Below are 14,014 nucleotides of genomic sequence, written 5' to 3' on the forward strand. Positions count from 1 at the left end.
ATGAATCCTGACCCTAGGTGGCAGCGATGACCTTTTCTTGGCTGCGGCCCTGTTCGCGCAGCACCGAGAACAGGGCCGCCCCGTCGCGATTGCGTAGGCAGCGCACCATTTCCACATGTTCGTGCAATACCTTCTGCCATTGCTCCGGCGTCTTTTCCGAGGAATAGCGTGCAACCTGAATGCGCCCTGACAGCGAGACGTAAAGCCGCTGCAGCGTCTCGTTTCGGCTGGCGGCTACGATTGCGTCGTGGATCTGGCGGTTACGGGTGAAGTAGCTCGGGAAATTGCCGTTCGACCAATCGCGGATCATCGCGTCATGCACCACCTCGATCGCATCGACCTCGGCCTCGGTGATGGTGTCGCAAGCCTGCTCGCCGGCCGTCGCCTCGAGCACGGCAATGACCTCGAGCATGTTCTTCAGCTCGGCCTCGTTGATCAGCCGAACCCGGGGGCCGTAGTTGGGCAGGATCTCGAGCAGGTCCTCGGCGGCGAGCATCTTGATCGCCTCGCGTACGGGCGTGCGCGAGATGCCGAAACTCTCCGCAAGCTCGCTTTCGTTGACCTTGTCGCCGGGCTTGAGCGCGCCCGAGCTGATCATGTCGCGCATGCGCATTGCCGCTTCGTCGTGAAGGTAGCGTCGATTGATGGGTTGCCTTGGCCTGCTCATTGGCGCCTCGCTCGGTCCAGTGGCCCGCTTGCGAAGACCCGTCCAATATGCCGGGGTCCGGGCTTGTGCGCAGCCCCCGTGGTTCTCCGCGAAATCATGCCCGGCTCGGCGGTGCAATGGAAATAGGCGACAGAGTCGCATCCCGCCAGAGCATCCAATCGGCCGCTCAACACCGGCGCCCGGCTCGCCTGAACCGGATGCGCAAGTTTGGGTTGACCCGTTACATACTTTATACAATATTCTAAATGCAATTTAGGGATGCTTATGAGGAGTGAGTCCCCTGAATGAACTGGGAGAGAAGAGCGGGCGCCGCCAAGGTGGCCCCGCATAAGACACCTGACGTGTGAACGACCGCCGCGGACATGACGCCCGGCGCCGGGGATCGCAGCACTGCTGTTCCCGAACAATCGACCTTTGCCCCGTGCCGGGCCGGACGCCGTCCGGACCGGGGCCTTGCCGCCATTAGCGGCACCTGACCGCACCCTGACAGGGGTGTGGGCTCTGGCGTTCTGTGCGGTGATGGACCGCATCTTTGGGAGGAGAAATTCATGAAGCGTCGCAATCTTTTGGTAGGTACCCTCGTGGCCATGCTTGGCCTTGCCACAACGGCCCAGGCCCAGACCGAGATCAAGTTTGGCCATGTCGGTGAACCCGGCTCGCTCATGGACCTGAGCGCAACCGAATTTGCCAAGCGCGCCAACGAAAAGCTGGGCGATCAGGCCAAGGTCGTGGTCTTTGGCTCAAGCCAGCTCGGCAATGACAAGGCGATGTTGCAGAAGCTGAAATTGGGCACCGTGGATCTGGCGCTGCCGTCGAGCATCATGTCCACCATGGTGTCGGAGTTCGGACTGTTCGAAATGCCCTATCTGGTCCAGAACCGTGAGCACATGGCGAGGATCAGCGAAGAGATCGTCATGCCGAAGCTGGTGCCCATCGCCGAGAAGGCGGGCTATCATATCATCGGTGTCTGGGAAAACGGTTTCCGCCAGATCACCAACAACCGCCAGCCCATCGTGACGCCGCAGGATCTCAAGGGCATCAAACTGCGCGTTCCGGGCAGCGAATGGCGCGTGAAGATGTTTGAAAGCTATGGCGCAAGCCCCAGCCCGATGGCGTTCTCCGAGGTCTTTGTCGGGCTTCAGACCGGCGTCATGGACGGGCAGGAAAACCCCTATGCCCAGATCTACCCGGCGCGCTTTTACGAGGTGCAGACCTATCTGAGCAAGACCAACCACGTTTACACGCCGGGATACGTGACCGCCGGGCGGTCGTTTGGCAAATTCTCGCAAGAGGTGCAGCAAATCCTGACCGAAACCGCGCAGGAAATGCAGCCCGTGGTCTATGAGATCGCAGCCGGGCTCGATACCGACCTGCTCGAAAAGCTCGTAGAGGCGGGCATGGAGGTGAACGAGGTGGACACGCAAGCGTTCATCGATGCCTCGGCCCCGGTTTACGCGGAATTTGCCGACAGCGTCGAAGGCGGTGCCGCGCTGGTCGAACAGGCCCGCGCTCTGGCCACGCTCACGAACTAAGCCTGATCGCGGGGCCGGGGGCATCTGTCTCCGGCCTTGCCGCGCTGCACATTCCCCCCGGAGAAACACATGCAATCGCTCAACAGCCTGAAGCAGGGGTTCGAAACCCTGCTCGAGGTGATCACGGCCACGATCGTGGCGGCCCTGACCATCCTCATCGTTTGCGGGACGGTATTCCGCTACGCCGGAAGCCCGCTGGTCTGGTACGATGAAATCGCCTCCGTCGGTCTTGTCTGGATGACCTATTTCGGTAGCGCACTCGCGGCGCTGAAAGGGGCGCATATCGGCTTTCCCGGTATCGTCAACGCCCTGCCACCCAACCTGCGCGTTCTCGCCACGGTGTTCTCCGAAATCTGCGTTTTCCTGTTCTTCGGCCTCATGGCCTATGCCGGGATGGAGGTGCTCATCATCCTCGAAGGCATGACGCTGGTCACGCTGCCGGGCGTGTCGGTGCAATTGACCCAGGCGATCATCCCGCTGGGCGCGGTGCTGTTCATGCTGGCCGAGGCTTTGCGTCTGCCCGAGGTCATGCGCGACGCACGCGGCGACGGCTTTGTCGACCACGAGGTCCGCGAGGCATTGGCCGAACTCGAGGCCGACCCCGAGGACAGCCCCGGGCGCAAGCACCCCCACGATGCCTCCCGCCTGGGAGAAGTATCATGACCATCGGCTACATGCTGTTCGGCCTGTTCGGCCTGTCGCTGCTGAATGTGCCCATCGCCGTCGCGCTGGGACTGGTCGCCATCGCCGCGGTGGTGACGGTGCAGGGGGCGGACATGCTGCCGAACCTTGCGCTGACCATGTTCGAGGGCGCGTCAAGCTTTCCGCTTCTGGCGATCCCGCTGTTCGTTCTGGCAGGCGCGATCATGAACGCCTCGTCAATCTCCAGACGGCTGATCGGCCTTGCGTCGGCCCTCGTCGGATTCATCCGGGGCGGGCTGTCCTTCGTGTGCATCGGTGCCTCGATGTTCTTTGCGGAAATCTCCGGCTCGGCGGTGGCCGGTGTCGCTGCGCTGGGGTCGATCCTGATCCCGGCGATGCGCAAGAAAGGCTATTCCAAGGAGTTCTCGGCGGCGATCTGTTCCTCGGCCTCGAGCCTCGCGATCATTCTGCCGCCGTCGATCCCGATGATCCTGTATGCGGTGATGGCGCAGCAATCGGTGGTGAAGATGTTCGTCGCGGGCTTTGGCCCCGGCATCGTCGGCGCCATCTGCCTTGCGATCGCCGCCTACGTGCAGGCGCGCCGGTACAATTTCCCGGTCGAAGAACGCTTCAGCCTGCACAATGTGTGGGTGAAGTTCAAGGAAGCTGGCTGGGCGCTGATGCTGCCAGTGATCATCCTTGGCGGCATCTTCGGCGGCATCGTGACCGCGACCGAAGGCGCGGGCCTTGCGGTGGTTGCGGCGCTGTTCATCTCGGGGGTGGTCTATCGCGAGTTCGACGTCAAGCTGCTCTACAAGGCGCTGGTCGACAGCGGGCTTCAGACGGCGGTGGTGATGCTGCTGGTCGCGGCATCCTACCTGATCGGCGGTTTCCTGACCGAAGCGCAGCTTCCGCAGCAACTGGCCGAGGCCATCGGCGGCGTGACCGAGAACAAGTATCTCATTCTTCTGATGCTGAACTTCGCCTTCCTCGCGCTTGGCATGTTCCTGCACTCGGCGGCGGCGATCATTCTCGTGGTGCCGATCGTCATGCCGATGGTTCATGCGGCGGGCATCGACCCGGTGCATTTCGGCCTTGTGGTGACGCTGAACCTCGCCATCGGGCAGCAGACGCCGCCCGTCGCCTCGGTGCTGATCGCCGCCTGTTCCATCGCGCGCGCGGACATCTGGGCCACCACCAAGGCGAACCTGCCGTTCATCGGCGCGCTGCTCGGCCTGCTGATCATCTGCACCTACTTCCCCGGCATCTCGCTGGCACTGGTGAACCTGATCTACTGACCCATCGAGCGGGCCGCGCTCCGGCCCGCTTACCCCCACCCATTTCCCCCCGAAGGAGAAAGACATGAGCCAATCCAAGACGGCCCTTCCGCTCGAGGGCATCCGCGTGCTCGATGTGTCACAGGTGATGGCGGGGCCCTTCGCCTGCATGCTGCTGGGCGACCTTGGCGCCGATGTCATCAAGGTCGAACCGCCCACTGGCGATCAGACCCGCAGCGCCATGGGGTTCAAGCTCAAGGGCGACGACAGCCTTGGCTTCCTCAACATGAACCGCAACAAGCGGTCCATCGTGCTGGACCTCAAGTCCGAAGCGGACAAGGCCACCTACCTCGAGCTGGTGCAGACCGCCGACATCATCGTCGAAAATTATCGCCCCGGCGCCATGGCCCGCATGGGGCTGGACTACGAGACCATCCGCAAGGTCAATCCCAGCGTGATCTACGCCAGCATCTCGGGCTTTGGCCAGTCGGGGCCGTGGTGGAAACGCCCCGGATTCGATCTGATGGCGCAGGCGGCATCGGGGGTGATGTCGATCACCGGCGCGCCCGACGGGCCGCCCGCGAAATCCGGCGTTCCGGTGGCCGACATCGGCTGTTCGCTGTTCGCGGTCTACGCCATCCTCAGCGCCTATATCGGGCGACAGACCAGCGGGCAGGGACAGTTCATCGACGCCTCGCTTTACGAGGCGGGGCTGTCCTTTGCGGTCTGGGACATCTGCGATTTCTGGGGCACCGGCAACGTGCCGCAGCGCATCGGTACCGCCAACCGCATGGCCGCGCCCTATCAGGCGGTGCGCGCCAGCGACGGACATTTCGTGCTGGGGGCCAATAATGATCGCGCCTTTGGCAAGCTGTGCGACGTGATCGGGCGCAGCGATTTGCCCGAACATCCCGACTATGCCACCAATTCCCTGCGCCTTGCCCATCGCGACGCGCTGATCGTGGAACTGGAAAAGACCTTTGGCACCCAGACGCGCGACCATTGGGTCGAAACGCTGCTCGAGGCTGGCATCCCGGCAGGGTCTATCCTTGATTACGCCGAGGCGCTGGACAATCCGCACGCACAGGAACGCGAAATGGTCATGCCCATCGAACATCCCGTAGAAGGGCAGGTGAAGAACATCGGCTTCCCGGTCAAGCTGCGCGGCACGCCGCAGCAGGTGCGCCGTCATCCGCCGCTGCTTGACGAGCACCGCGACGAAATTCTGGCGGAGCTGCGCGGCCTTGGGGACAGGCAGGTGTCCAATGGCTGATACGCTGCGATCCCACGGCCGCGTCGGGCTACTGATCGAAGGGGCGGTCGCCACCGTCACCTTCGACCGTCCCGAGGCGCGCAATGCCATCACTTTCGAAATGTACCGCCAGCTTGGTGACATTTGCGATACGCTCGAAGCCACGCCCGGTCTGCGCGCCATCGTCTTTCGCGGCAAGGGCGGGGCCTTCGTGGCGGGCACCGATATTTCCGAGTTCACCGCTTTCGAGGGCGGACAGGACGGGCTGGCCTACGAGGACAAGATCGCCGCAACCATCGCACGGGTCGAGGCGCTGCCCGCGCCGACTCTTGCGGTGATCGAGGGGGCGGCCATGGGCGGCGGCCTCGTGATCACCACCGCCTGCGATCTGCGCATCGTCACGCCCGAGGCGCGCTTTGGCGTACCGATTGCGCGCACCGTGGGCAATTGCCTGTCGCAGGCCAATGTTGCGCGGCTGGTGCGCGCCTTCGGGGTAGGCCCGACCAAGACCATGCTGCTGCTTTCGCAAGCACTGGACGGCGAGACGGCGTACCGGCTTGGCTTTGCCAGCGCCTGCGTTTCGCCCGAGGCGTTGGAGGAAGAGGTGTCGCGCACGCTGGATCGTCTGTGCAAAGCCGCGCCGCTGACCATCGCCGCCTGCTGCGAGATGGTCGCGAAGCTGGAACCGGAAACGCCGGATGATGCACAAACCGTCGCCCGGATTTACGCAAGCAAGGATTTCCGCGAAGGCGTCGATGCCTTCCTATCCAAGCGCAAGCCGGAATGGTCCGGCACCTGACGCTATTGGCGCAGCGATAATGACGAGCCGCTGGCCTGACCGCCAGCGGCTCGCTTCGTTTCAGCCGTAGCTTGCCACGTCGGCGCTTGCCAGAGTGGCGATGTTGATCAGCCCGCGCTGGGTGACCTCGGGGGTGACGATATGGGCGCGGTTGCCCATCCCCATCAGGATCGGCCCGACCTCCAGCCCTTCGGCCACGCCCTTGAGCAGATCGCGCGCCGCACCTGCCGCATCGGTGTTGCCATAGATCAGCACATTGGCGCGCCCGCTTAGCCGGTTGCCCGGCAAGAGCCGTTCGCGAAGTTCCGGGTTCAGCGCCAACTCGGTGTGCATTTCGCCCTCATATTCGAAATCCACGTTTTTGCGATCAAGGATCGCCAATGCCTCGCGCATGGCCACGCCTGTGCGGCAGTCGGTGTTGCCGAACTGGGATCGCGAACACAGGGCAATGCGCGGCTCGATCCCGAAGCGGCGCACATGCCGGGCCGCCGCCTCGACCGTCCGCGCCAGTGTTGTGCCATCGGGTTCAAGCGTCACATGGGTGTCGGCCACGAACAGCGGCCCCTCGTCGAGGATCATCAGCGACAGCGCCCCGGCGGCGCACAGATCACCGGTTTCCAGCACCTGCCGGATGTAGTTCAGATGCCACGAATACTGCCCGAAGGTGCCGCAGATCATACTGTCGGCATCGTTGCGGCGCACCATCAGCGCGGCAATCGCCGTGGTATTGGTGCGCAGGATGGCGCGGGCCAGATCCGGGGTCACGCCCTGCCGTTTCATCAGCTCGTGGTAGTCGCGCCAATAGTCGGTATAGCGCTCGTCGCTTTCGGGGTTCACGATCTCGAAGTCGCGGCCCGCCACCATCGGCAGCTCCATCTGCTCGAGCCTTTGCGCGATGACCTCGGGGCGCCCGATAAGGATCGGCGTGTGGATGCCGTCCTCGGCCAGCCCCTGTACCGCGCGCAGCACGCGGCGATCCTCGCCCTCGGCAAAGACGATGCGTCTGCATGAGCGCCGCGCCGCCTCGGTCACGCCGCGCATGGTGAGTGAGGAGCGGAAGACCTGCGCTTCGAGCGCCTGTCTGTAGCTGTCGAGGTCAAGCGTCCGGCGCGCCACGCCGCTTTCCATGGCGGCGCGGGCGACGGCCACGGCGATGGTCGGCAAAAGCCGCGGATCGAACGGCTTGGGGATCAGGTAATCCGGGCCGAAGGTCAGTTTCTCGTTCTCGTAAACCTCGCCGACCTCGGCGGTGGTGGTCTGGCGGGCCAGATCGGCGATGGCATCGACGCAGGCCAGCTTCATGGCGTCGTTGATCTCGCGCGCCTCGACATCCAGCGCCCCGCGAAAGATGAAGGGAAAGCACAGCACGTTATTGACCTGATTGGGAATATCCGACCGGCCTGTGGCGATCATCGCGCCGGGGGCGGCGGCGCGGGCGAGGTCTGGCATGATCTCGGGGGTCGGGTTGGCAAGCGCAAGGATCACCGGGGCAGGGGCCATACCCGCCACCATCTCGGGGGTCAGCACGCCGGGGCCGGAGACGCCCAGCACCATATCCGCGCCTTTCAGCGCGTCGCCCAGGCCGATGCCTTGTTCGGCATGGGCGAACTGGCGCTGTTCGGGGGCCAGATCGTTGCGTCCCGCGTGCAGCACACCGCCCTTGTCGAAGACGGTGATGTTGCGCTCGGGGATGCCGAGCTTGGCGAGCATGGCAAGGCAGGCCGTGCCAGCGGCGCCCGCGCCGATGCCCACCACCCGCACCGTGGCGGGATCCTTGCACGCAAGGTGCAACGCGTTGCGCGCGGCGGCGGCGACCACGATGGCGGTGCCGTGCTGATCGTCATGGAACACCGGGATGCCCATGCGCTCGCGGCAGATCCGCTCGACGGTGAAACAATCGGGGGCCTTGATGTCTTCGAGGTTGATGGCGCCGAAAGTGGGTTCAAGCTTGCACACCCAGTCGGCAAGCGCCTCGGGGTCGGTCTCGTTCACCTCGAGGTCGAAGCAGTCGATGTTGGCGAATTTCTTGAAGAGCACGGCCTTGCCCTCCATCACCGGCTTTGACGCCAGCGCGCCGATATTGCCCAGCCCCAGCACGGCGGAGCCGTTCGACACCACCGCCACGAGGTTGCGCCTTGCGGTGTAGCGGGTGACAAGGGCGGGATCGCGGGCGATCTCCATGCAGGCATCGGCGACGCCGGGGGAATAGGCCCGCGACAGATCCCGCGCCGTGGCCATGGGCTTGGTTGCGCGGATCTCAAGCTTACCGGGGGTCGGGTAGGCGTGGTAGTCAAGCGCGGCCTGCTGTTCGGGCGGCGGCGGTGTCTTGTCGAGGGCCATCGAGGTCTCCTTCAGGGTGCCATGTCAGATCGGATGGGCGAGGCGCTGCGTCATGTCGAGCATCCGCGCCGAGAACCCGGCTTCGTTGTCGTACCAGCCGAAGATCCGCAGCTGGCCATCGCCGACCACCTGCGTTTCAGTCCGGGCGAGGATCAGGCTTTCGGTCCGCCCACGGAAATCGACGGAGACGCAAGGGTCATGGCTGGCGCCGATGATCGTGCCGTCGGTTATGCTGTCGAGCAGCGCCTCCACCTTTCCCGGCGGGGCGGCGCATTGGATCACCGCGTCAATCGCCGAGACCGAAATCGTCGGGATGCGCGCGGCGGCGATGCTGAGCCGGCCCTGAAGCGCGGGAAGCACCTTCAACACCTGCGCGGCGGCGCTGGTCGAAGTGGGCACGATGGATTCATGCGAGGCGCGGCTGCGTTCCAAAGTCTCGCCGGGGCGGTCGGTGGTGGGCTGGCTGGCGGTGGCGCAGTGGATCGTGGTGACATGGGCGCGTTCGATGCCGCAGCGCGCGTGCACGGCGCGCAGCAGGGGGGCGATGGCATTGGTGGTGCAGGATGCGTTGGACAGGATGCGCGCATCCTGCGGCACCGCGCCCGAAGCCCCGATCACATAGGTCAGGTCCGCCGCCTGCGAGGGCCCCGAAATCAGCACCCGTGCGGCCCCGGCGTCAAGCCCGGCCATGGCCACCTCGCGGCTGCCCGCGCGCCCGGTGCATTCCAGCACCACATCGACGCCGGACAGGTCGAGCTGCCGCAGGTCTTGCACCGCATGAAAAGGCACCTGCCGTCCCGCGACGATCAGCGCGCCCGGCGCCACCTCCACCAGGGCGGGGAAGGGGCCGAAGACGCTGTCATAGCGCAGCAGGTAGGCACAGGTGTCCAGCGGCGCCACGTCATTGATGCCAGTGATCTCGATGGCAGGGCTGCCTGCGATGATCTGCCGAAAGACGGTGCGGCCGATGCGGCCGAAGCCATTGATGAAAATGCGGACGGGTCGGGTCATCGGGGGGCCTCATGCGGTGGGGTCAGACATCCACCTTGATGGCGATGCCTTTTTCGATCGCAAGGTCGACCACCGCGGCGGCGACGGCAAGGTCCTGCAGACCGACGCCGGTGCCATCGAAAAGCGTGATCTCGTCCGCAGACTTGCGCCCGGGATGGGTGCCGTTGATCACCGCACCGATCTGGTGGATGTCCGCCTCGGTCATCAGGTTTTGCGCAATGGCATGCTGAGCCTCGCCGATACTGACCGATTGCGCGATTTCGTCGGTGAACACCGTGGCCACCGCCAGAAGCGCGGCGTCGACTTCCTGTTTGCCCTTGGTGTCGGTGCCCATGCAGGCAAGATGCGTTCCGGGGCTGACATGGGCGGCCATCAGGCTGGGCGCGAAGGCCGAAGTGATGGACACGATGACATCCGCCTCGCGCATCCCGTCCAGCGGCACCGCTTCGAAGGGCAGGCCAGCCTCATTCGCCACCTTTTCGATGTTGGGCAGCATCTCGGGGTGGTAGTTCCAGCCGATAACCTTTGTGAAATCGCGCTGCTCCAGCGCGGCGCGCAGCTGGAAGGTCGCCTGATGGCCCGCGCCGACCATGCCCATCACTTTGGCATCCTTGCGAGCCAGATGGGCGATCGACACCGAGGACGCGGCAGCGGTGCGCAGCGCGGTGAGCAGGTTGCCCCCGACCATGGCGGCAACCTTGCCGGTGTCCGGATCGAACAGGAAAACCGTGGACTGGTGATTGATCTCGCCGTGTTTCGCAAGATTGTTCGGCCAGTAGCCCCCCGCCTTCAACCCAAGGCTAAGGCCCGCGCGATCAAAGCCGCCCTTGAACCCGTATAGCGCATCCTCGTGCCCGATGGCTTCGCGGATCACCGGGAAATTATAGGCCTCGCCCGAGGCCATGGCGGCAAAGACCTTTTCCACGGCGTCGAAGGCCGAGGTGCGCGTCATCAGCGCGCCGATCTCGCGTTCGGGAACGATGTACATGGTCTCTCTCCTGTTGTGCTGTCGTTCGCGCCTGTGCGACAGGCAAAGGGTCACCCGCACAGGCGCGTCTCGCAGGCCCTGTTCCGGGCCTGCCCCTTTTCCGTCGTTCTCAGTAGGCCTTGCCGCGCGCCGACACCGGCCAGACGCATTCGACCTTGCCGCTGCGCACGCCCACGTACCAGTCGTGCACATTGGCGGTGGGATCGCAGTGGCCGGGCACCAGTCGCAGCTTGTCCCCCACCTTCAGCACGCCCTGCGGGTCCGCGATCACTCCATGTTCGTCCGAACATTTGATGTATTCGACATCGTCGCGCCCGAAGATCACCGGAAGACCGCTGTCCACCGACTGCGCCTTGAGGCCCGCATCGACGATGGCCTTGTCCGCCTTGGCATGGCTCATGACCTGCGTCAGGATGAAGAAGGCGTTGAGCCATTCGCCCTGATCGATGCGCTTGCCGTCCTTATCCAAGATGCGGCCATAATCCGCGTCCATAAAGGCGTATGACCCACACTGAAGCTCGTTGTAGACGCCGGAATTGCTTTCGAAATAATACGACCCGGTGCCGCCGCCCGAGACTAGCGCGCAGTCGATGCCATCGGCCTTGAGGCCCGCCACAGCGTCCTCGACCATGGCGATGGCGGCGTCGAGCTTGTCTTTGCGCGCATCGTAGCTGTCGATGTGCTGCATCGCGCCCTGATAGGCCTGAATGCCCGCGAAGGTCAGGTTCGGCGCTCGTTCCACCGCCTTGGCAATTTCGACTACGGCGGGGGTGCTGGTCACGCCGCAGCGCCCGGCACCGCAGTCAATCTCGATGAAGATGTCGAGTCCGGTGCCGTGCCTGACCGCCGCCGCCGACAGCTCGGCCACGTTCTCCACGTCATCGACGCAGACGATGATCCGCGCGCCAAGCTGCGGCAGCCGTGCCAGCCGGTCGATCTTGGCCGGGTCACGCACCTGGTTGGACACCAGCACATCCTTGATGCCACCGCGGGCAAAGACCTCGGCCTCGGACACTTTCTGGCAGCACACGCCGACCGCACCGCCAAGACGTTCCTGAAGCTTGGCCACATCCACCGATTTGTGCATCTTGCCGTGCACCCGGTGCCGCATGCCATGCGCGCGGGCGTAATCGCCCATCACCTTGATGTTGCGTTCCAGCGCGTCAAGGTCGAGCACAAGGCAGGGCGTCTGGATGTCTGCCTCGTCCATGCCGGGCTTGGCCGGGATGTCGAAGCCCACGTCGAACTGTTCGAGATCGGAAAGGTCTTTCATCTGTGTTCCTCCCTTGTGGGGTTGAGTGGCTCGGGGGTGTATTGGGGCGGCTGGCTCAGGCGAGCCAAGGCAGCCGGTCTAGGTCGACATTGCCGCCGGTAATGACGAGGCCGACGCGCTTTTGGCGAAAAGCCTCCGGGTTCTTGAGAACGATCGCGAGGGGCACGGCGCTCGACGGTTCCATGACCACGCGCAGGTGCTTCCACACCAGCTTCATCGCGTCGATGATTTCCGGGTCCGAGGCGGTGTAGATCTCGGAGACGTGGTTCGACACGAAATGCCAAGTGAGGTCCTTGAGCGGCACCAGCAGCCCGTCGGCGATGGTCTTGGGGGCGTCATCGGCGATGATGTGCCCGGCCTTGAAGCTGCGGTAGGCATCATCCGCCTGTTCCGGCTCGGCGGCGATCACTTGCGTTTCGGGGGCCAGTGTTGCCAGCGTCAGGCAGGTGCCCGAGATCATGCCACCGCCGCCGATGGGGGCAACCACCATATCAAGCCCATCGGTCTGTTCGATGAACTCCTTGGAGCAGGTGCCTTGCCCGGCGATCACGCGCGGGTCGTTGTAGGGGTGGACGAAATCGCTGCCGGTCTCGGCTTGGATGAGGGCGAAGGTTTCCTCGCGCGACGAGGTCGACGGCTCGCATTCGGTGATGCGCCCGCCGTAGCGTCGCACGGTGTCCTTTTTGGCCTGCGGCGCGGTGCGCGGCATGACCACGTTGCACGGGATGCCGCGCAGCATGGCGGCGTAGCTGAGGCAGGAGGCGTGGTTGCCCGAGCTGTGCGTTGCAACGCCCCGCGCCGCCTGCGCATCGCCCAAGGCGAACACCGCGTTGGCCGCGCCGCGCACTTTGAAGGCGCCGGGTTCCTGAAAGTTCTCGCATTTGAAGAAGAGCTGCGCGCCGGTCAGCTCGTCGAGGTAATCCGAAGTCCGCACCGGGGTGCGGCGGATGTGGGGACGAATACGCTCATGCGCTGCGAGCATGTCGTCATAGCTGGGAATGATCATCGTTGGGGCGTTCATCAGGCGACCTCTCTGGCGATGGTTGCAGGGTGCTTGCGGTAGAAATCCTGCGCCGCGGCGACGCCGGAGCCGAGCGTGATGTTCAGGCCGAAGTCGGCCATGCACATCTCCATGGTGGCGATCCCGGACAGCATCATCACCTCGGTCAGGCTGCCAAGATGGCCGATACGGAACACCTTGCCCGCCAGCTCTCCAAGGCCGACGCCAAAGGCAACGCCGTAGGTCTGCGCCGCATGGCGAACGAGTTCCGTGGCGTCGAAGCCTTCGGGCGTGCGGATCGTGCTGACCGTGTCGGACATGAGGTCCGGGCTTGCGGCACAAAGCGGCAGCCCCCAGGCCCCGGTCGCCGCGCGCACGCCGCTGGCGATGCGGGCATGGCGGGCAAAAACGTTGTCCAGCCCTTCGTCCAGTAGCATCCGGCAGGACAGGTTCAGCCCGTTGATCAGACCGACGCAGGGCGTGTAGGGATACGCGTCCTGCCCATAAGCGCGCTGCATATCGCGAAAATCGAAGAAGGTGCGGGGCAGGGTCTCGCCGCCCTTGGTCGCCGACATCGCCTTGGGGCTGACCCCGAGAATGGCAAGCCCGGCAGGCAGCATAAACCCCTTTTGCGACCCGGTGACTGCGATATCCACGCCCCATTCATCAAAGCGGAAATCCATCGAGCCGATGGATGACACCCCGTCCACGAACAGCATCGCCGGGTGGCCGGCGGCGTTCATCGCCCGGCGCACCGCGTGAATGTCCGAGCGCACGCCGGTGGCCGTCTCGTTGTGGGTCGCCAGCACGGCGCGGATGCGGTGCTGGGTGTCTGCCGTCAGGATTTCCTCAAACCGATAGGCGGGAATGCCTTGGCCCCAAGGTGTTTCTACAACCTCGACGTTGAGGCCATGGCGGCGGCACATGTCGATCCAGCGGTGGCTGAACATGCCGTTGCGCGCCGCCAGAACCGTGTCACCCGCTTTGAGCGTGTTGCTCAGCGCCGCCTCCCAGCCACCGGTGCCGGTGGATGGAAAGATGAACACCTCGGCCCGCTGGCTTTTCAGCACCCGGCGCACGCCGCTGCGGGCAGGGCGCAGGATCTCGCCGAACAGCGGCGAGCGGTGGTCGATGGTGGGCATGTCGCAGGCCTTGCGAAGCCCCTCGGGGAGGTTCGTCGGACCGGGGATGAAACTTGGGTTCTGAAGGCTCATAGCACTGGCTTTCTGTTGC

General features: G+C 64.5%; 12 protein-coding genes. 5 read left to right on the plus strand and 7 right to left on the minus strand.

Going from position 1 to position 14,014, the window contains the following annotated elements:
* Positions 1–13: 13 nt before the first annotated feature.
* Complete coding sequence (locus KO516_RS07800; protein WP_371742043.1) at positions 14–808, minus strand: GntR family transcriptional regulator; 795 nt, start codon at positions 806–808, stop codon at positions 14–16.
* Positions 809–1,215: 407 nt separating this feature from the next.
* Between KO516_RS07800 and KO516_RS07805 the strand changes: the two genes are divergently transcribed.
* The 5 genes from KO516_RS07805 to KO516_RS07825 all read left to right on the plus strand — a co-directional run bounded on the left by KO516_RS07805 (position 1,216) and on the right by KO516_RS07825 (position 6,169).
* Positions 1,216–2,199, plus strand: a complete 984-nt coding sequence (locus tag KO516_RS07805) for a TRAP transporter substrate-binding protein (RefSeq protein ID WP_216003233.1) — start codon at positions 1,216–1,218, stop codon at positions 2,197–2,199.
* 69 nt (positions 2,200–2,268) lie between these two features.
* Entirely contained in the window at positions 2,269–2,862 is a 594-nt protein-coding gene (locus KO516_RS07810; RefSeq protein ID WP_216003234.1) for a TRAP transporter small permease, read from the plus strand.
* Entirely contained in the window at positions 2,859–4,139 is a 1,281-nt protein-coding gene (locus KO516_RS07815) for a TRAP transporter large permease (protein ID WP_216003235.1), read from the plus strand. Before KO516_RS07810 ends, KO516_RS07815 begins: the two co-directional genes overlap by 4 nt.
* A gap of 64 nt (positions 4,140–4,203) precedes the next feature.
* Positions 4,204–5,391, plus strand: a complete 1,188-nt coding sequence (locus KO516_RS07820) for a CaiB/BaiF CoA-transferase family protein (RefSeq protein WP_216003236.1) — start codon at positions 4,204–4,206, stop codon at positions 5,389–5,391.
* Positions 5,384–6,169 (plus strand): enoyl-CoA hydratase, encoded by a 786-nt coding sequence (locus KO516_RS07825; RefSeq protein WP_216003237.1) that lies wholly within the window; start codon positions 5,384–5,386, stop codon positions 6,167–6,169. Before KO516_RS07820 ends, KO516_RS07825 begins: the two co-directional genes overlap by 8 nt.
* Positions 6,170–6,229: 60 nt before the next feature.
* Here KO516_RS07825 and KO516_RS07830 read toward each other — a convergent pair whose 3' ends face one another.
* The 6 genes from KO516_RS07830 to bhcA all read right to left on the minus strand — a co-directional run bounded on the left by KO516_RS07830 (position 6,230) and on the right by bhcA (position 13,995).
* On the minus strand, positions 6,230–8,509 hold the full coding sequence (locus tag KO516_RS07830) for an NADP-dependent malic enzyme (RefSeq protein WP_216003238.1): 2,280 nt from the start codon (positions 8,507–8,509) through the stop codon (positions 6,230–6,232).
* Between the two features lie 24 nt (positions 8,510–8,533).
* Positions 8,534–9,520, minus strand: coding sequence for a type I glyceraldehyde-3-phosphate dehydrogenase (locus tag KO516_RS07835; protein ID WP_216003239.1), 987 nt, complete (start codon positions 9,518–9,520; stop codon positions 8,534–8,536).
* A 22-nt stretch (positions 9,521–9,542) separates the two neighbouring features.
* Positions 9,543–10,508, minus strand: coding sequence for an iminosuccinate reductase BhcD (gene bhcD, locus KO516_RS07840; protein WP_216003240.1), 966 nt, complete (start codon positions 10,506–10,508; stop codon positions 9,543–9,545).
* Positions 10,509–10,617: 109 nt separating this feature from the next.
* On the minus strand, positions 10,618–11,781 hold the full coding sequence (bhcC, locus tag KO516_RS07845; protein ID WP_216003241.1) for a 3-hydroxy-D-aspartate aldolase BhcC: 1,164 nt from the start codon (positions 11,779–11,781) through the stop codon (positions 10,618–10,620).
* A gap of 55 nt (positions 11,782–11,836) precedes the next feature.
* Positions 11,837–12,802 (minus strand): beta-hydroxyaspartate dehydratase BhcB, encoded by a 966-nt coding sequence (bhcB, locus tag KO516_RS07850; RefSeq protein ID WP_371742044.1) that lies wholly within the window; start codon positions 12,800–12,802, stop codon positions 11,837–11,839.
* Entirely contained in the window at positions 12,802–13,995 is a 1,194-nt protein-coding gene (gene bhcA / locus KO516_RS07855; RefSeq protein WP_216003242.1) for an L-aspartate--glyoxylate aminotransferase BhcA, read from the minus strand. The genes bhcB and bhcA overlap by 1 nt, the downstream gene beginning before the upstream one ends.
* Positions 13,996–14,014 lie beyond the last annotated feature (19 nt).

The sequence above is a fragment of the Citreicella sp. C3M06 genome (genome assembly GCF_018860705.1).
Taxonomy (GTDB): domain Bacteria; phylum Pseudomonadota; class Alphaproteobacteria; order Rhodobacterales; family Rhodobacteraceae; genus Salipiger.

Coding starts and splice junctions, on each gene's coding strand:
- KO516_RS07800 (WP_371742043.1), bottom strand. CDS start 808: ATGCGACTCTGTCGCCTATTTCCATTGCACCGCCGAGCCGGGCATGAT.
- KO516_RS07805 (WP_216003233.1), top strand. CDS start 1,216: ATGAAGCGTCGCAATCTTTTGGTAGGTACCCTCGTGGCCATGCTTGGC.
- KO516_RS07810 (WP_216003234.1), top strand. CDS start 2,269: ATGCAATCGCTCAACAGCCTGAAGCAGGGGTTCGAAACCCTGCTCGAG.
- KO516_RS07815 (WP_216003235.1), top strand. CDS start 2,859: ATGACCATCGGCTACATGCTGTTCGGCCTGTTCGGCCTGTCGCTGCTG.
- KO516_RS07820 (WP_216003236.1), top strand. CDS start 4,204: ATGAGCCAATCCAAGACGGCCCTTCCGCTCGAGGGCATCCGCGTGCTC.
- KO516_RS07825 (WP_216003237.1), top strand. CDS start 5,384: ATGGCTGATACGCTGCGATCCCACGGCCGCGTCGGGCTACTGATCGAA.
- KO516_RS07830 (WP_216003238.1), bottom strand. CDS start 8,509: ATGGCCCTCGACAAGACACCGCCGCCGCCCGAACAGCAGGCCGCGCTT.
- KO516_RS07835 (WP_216003239.1), bottom strand. CDS start 9,520: ATGACCCGACCCGTCCGCATTTTCATCAATGGCTTCGGCCGCATCGGC.
- bhcD (WP_216003240.1), bottom strand. CDS start 10,508: ATGTACATCGTTCCCGAACGCGAGATCGGCGCGCTGATGACGCGCACC.
- bhcC (WP_216003241.1), bottom strand. CDS start 11,781: ATGAAAGACCTTTCCGATCTCGAACAGTTCGACGTGGGCTTCGACATC.
- bhcB (WP_371742044.1), bottom strand. CDS start 12,802: ATGAACGCCCCAACGATGATCATTCCCAGCTATGACGACATGCTCGCA.
- bhcA (WP_216003242.1), bottom strand. CDS start 13,995: ATGAGCCTTCAGAACCCAAGTTTCATCCCCGGTCCGACGAACCTCCCC.